Origin of the sequence: Rhodoferax sp. (genome assembly GCF_039922535.1) — a bacterium.
Lineage (GTDB): Bacteria > Pseudomonadota > Gammaproteobacteria > Burkholderiales > Burkholderiaceae_C > Rhodoferax_B.
Window position 1 is genome coordinate 1 of the sequence record NZ_JBDTEM010000160.1, and the last position, 2,892, is coordinate 2,892.

Annotated in this window: 2 protein-coding genes; both read left to right on the forward strand. The window is 63.0% G+C overall.

Going from position 1 to position 2,892, the window contains the following annotated elements:
• Positions 1 to 584 precede the first annotated feature (584 nt).
• A complete protein-coding gene (locus ABI213_RS07575) occupies positions 585 to 1,463 on the forward strand; it encodes a tyrosine-type recombinase/integrase (protein ID WP_348026602.1) in 879 nt (292 codons plus the stop codon).
• 21 nt (positions 1,464 to 1,484) lie between these two features.
• Positions 1,485 to 2,711 carry an IS91 family transposase gene (locus tag ABI213_RS07580; RefSeq protein WP_348014558.1) on the forward strand — a complete coding sequence of 409 codons (1,227 nt, stop codon included), beginning with the start codon at positions 1,485 to 1,487 and terminating at the stop codon, positions 2,709 to 2,711.
• Positions 2,712 to 2,892 lie beyond the last annotated feature (181 nt).

Sequence of the window (2,892 nt, forward strand, 5' to 3'; positions counted from 1 at the left end):
TAGCGCTAGCGAAGGGCGCAGACAGTGGGGGCAGCCTTTCTTTGGGTTACGTTTCTTTGGCTGCGCAAAGAAAGGTGACTGCCCTGCCGGGGGCACAGCCCGGCCAGCGGCGACTGTGGCACCCAACACTGCACAGGCCACCACAAACCTATATCCAAATTATTTAAGAAAAAAACGGCTCCAGCGCATATTCCACCTGCGCAAGCAGCTACGGAAAAAAGAGCATTCCGCACCTTCGCTGGCTAAAGAAAGGATGTCAGCCGCAAGTCCTCAGCGGGCTATAGTGGGTGACTGCTTGACTGCCGGGTTTGTCGGCATTTTTATACCTGGTTAGAAATTGTCGCATCCTGCGCAAAGGCAGTCTGCAAGCCACTTTCAGGAGATTTTGATGGTCGATATAGACCGCAACCCCCTTGTTATCCCGCACGTTTTGCGGTCTACATTACGTTGGACTAAACCGCTACGCGGTGGCAGGTGCACGACGCACGGCCACCGCGTTCGTCTGTGTGGGCTGCTTGCAAGATGCGGCATTGAGGTGAAGCCTTGGAGCTGGGGAATGTTCCCCGGCTTTTAGGAGAAACCTCATGACACCCCTGCGCCAACGCATGCTCGATGCCATGACCGTGCGCGGTCTGGCCGAGCGAACCAAAGAGTGCTACATCGAAGCCGTGGCCCGACTCGCCCGCCACTACCACCGCAGCCCGGAACTGCTCAGTCCGGCCGAAGTCGAAGCCTACTTGTTGTACTTGGTCAAAGATCGCAAACTCTGCCTCAGCAGCGTCAACCACGCCGCCAGCGCCAGCCGATTCCTGTTCGAGACCGTGCTGGGGAGGCCCAACGACATAGCGCACCTGCGCCCGCCCATGGCCAAAGTGCCACAGAAACAGCCCGAACTGCTGTCCCGCGAACAGATCGCCCGCCTCTTTGCCTGCTGCACCCACCCTGTGTACCGCATGGCGCTGCAAACTATGTATGCCAGCGGTCTTCGCGTATCCGAAATTTGCGCCCTGCGCGTCAATGACATCGACAGCGCCACCGACCGCATGTGCGTGCGTGTCGTCGCGGGCAAAGGCGCTGCAGACCGCTACAGCGTGCTGAGCCCGACCTTGCTTGCGCTGCTGCGCCACTACTGCCGCACCTACGCCCCACACCACACCCGCGGGCGCTGGTTGTTTGCCAATGCCCAGGGAGATGGTGCCGTAACCGTCTGCAGCCTACAGCGCGCCTACCAGGGCTCCCGCAACCGCGCCCGCATCATGAAGATGGGCGGCACCCACACCCTGCGCCACGGCTTCGCCACCCACTTGTTGGAAGGTGGCGTGGACCTGTACACCATCAGCCGTTTGCTCGGGCATGGCCACCTCAGCACCACCAGCCGCTATCTGCACCTCATCAGCCCGCAGTTCAAGCCGCCTACAGACATCGACCCTCTGGACCTACTGGCGGGTCTGCCCAAGCTGTAGCGCCAAACGGGCTCGATCCGCATGGCCACCCCGGCCACCCTGGCCCAGGTGCTGCGCCAGCACGGCACGGCATACCTGGACGCACACACCCTGTCCACCCCGCAGGCCAAGGCCTGGCGGGCCATCGTCGCCTGCCGCACCAAAGCCCTGGGCGGCCAGCAGTTAGCCTGCGATGCCTGTGGCCACAGCCACTGGCAGTACCACTCCTGCCGCAACCGGCACTGCCCGCAGTGCGGGGCGCGGGCCAAGGATGCTTGGCTGCAGGGGCGGCTGGCCGAGGTCTTGCCGGTGCCCTATACCCACCTGGTGTTCACACTGCCGCACAGCCTGAACGCCCTGTACGCGTTCCACCCACGCTGGGTGATCAACACCCTGTTCGCCTGCACGTCCCAAACGCTCAATGTATTTGCCGCCAACCCACGTTGGATGGGCAAAGAAGGAGGTGTGAAAGGCGGCACACCGGCCTTCAGTCTGGTGCTGCACACCTGGACGCAGGACCTGCGCCGCCACATCCATGTCCATGCGGTGATGGCCTGTGGGGTGCTGGGATTGGATGGCCAGGGCAGAGACCAATGGCACCGGCCCCAACGCAAGCCCGACTTTCTCTTCCCGGTACATGCCTTGTCTCGGGTATTTAGGGGTAGGTTCCTGGCTGCTCTGGGCAAGGCGCATGGCACACCCGCACTGGCGTGCGACCCACAAGCCGAGCCAACTGCCTGGGCACAACGCCAAAGAGAGCTGTACCGCCATGACTGGGTGGTGTACGCCAAAACCCCGTTGAGTGGCCCGGCCCAGACGCTGGAGTACCTGAGCCGCGATACCCACCGTACGGCCATCGGCAATGAGCGGATCAAGGCCATCACCCCCGAAGAGGAGGTGTTTACGGTGCGCTCGGACGACCAGGGCGGCAAACGTACGGTAAGGCTGCCTGGCGCAGAGTTCGTTCGCCGTGTGCTGCTACACACCTTGCCTGCGGGCATCCAGCGCATCCGGCATTACGGGGTACTGGCCAGTGCCTGCAAAGCGGACAAACTGGCGCAGGCCAGGCGGGCACTGCAGATGCCTGCACCCAGTGCCAGAGCGCAAGAATCCGCTCAGGCGTTCATGGCGCGGGTGGCCAAGCTGGAGGTGATGCAGTGTCCTTGCTGCAAAGTCAGTGTCCTTCGGGTGGTGGCGACGGTGGCAGGGTGCAGGCAGCTACCGGCACCGGGAGCCATCGGGGCAGCCCAGCCCAGGGGGCCACCATGAGGCAGGTGGGCCAGCAGACAGAGGTGACAAGTTCGCGCACCGCGCAAGCGTGCACCGGGCTAGCGTCGGGCCCTGTTTGGGCGCGCCTATTTGCGCAATGCAGTGCCTGTCAGGGTGGGCGTAGATGCAACGCCAGTCCATGCAATGGGGGCACTTTGCCCAGGCCCATAGGGTGCTGCGC

Excerpts from the sequence above, each read along its gene's own strand:
- ABI213_RS07575 (WP_348026602.1), top strand. The coding sequence starts at position 585 with ATGACACCCCTGCGCCAACGCATGCTCGATGCCATGACCGTGCGCGGT.
- ABI213_RS07580 (WP_348014558.1), top strand. The coding sequence starts at position 1,485 with ATGGCCACCCCGGCCACCCTGGCCCAGGTGCTGCGCCAGCACGGCACG.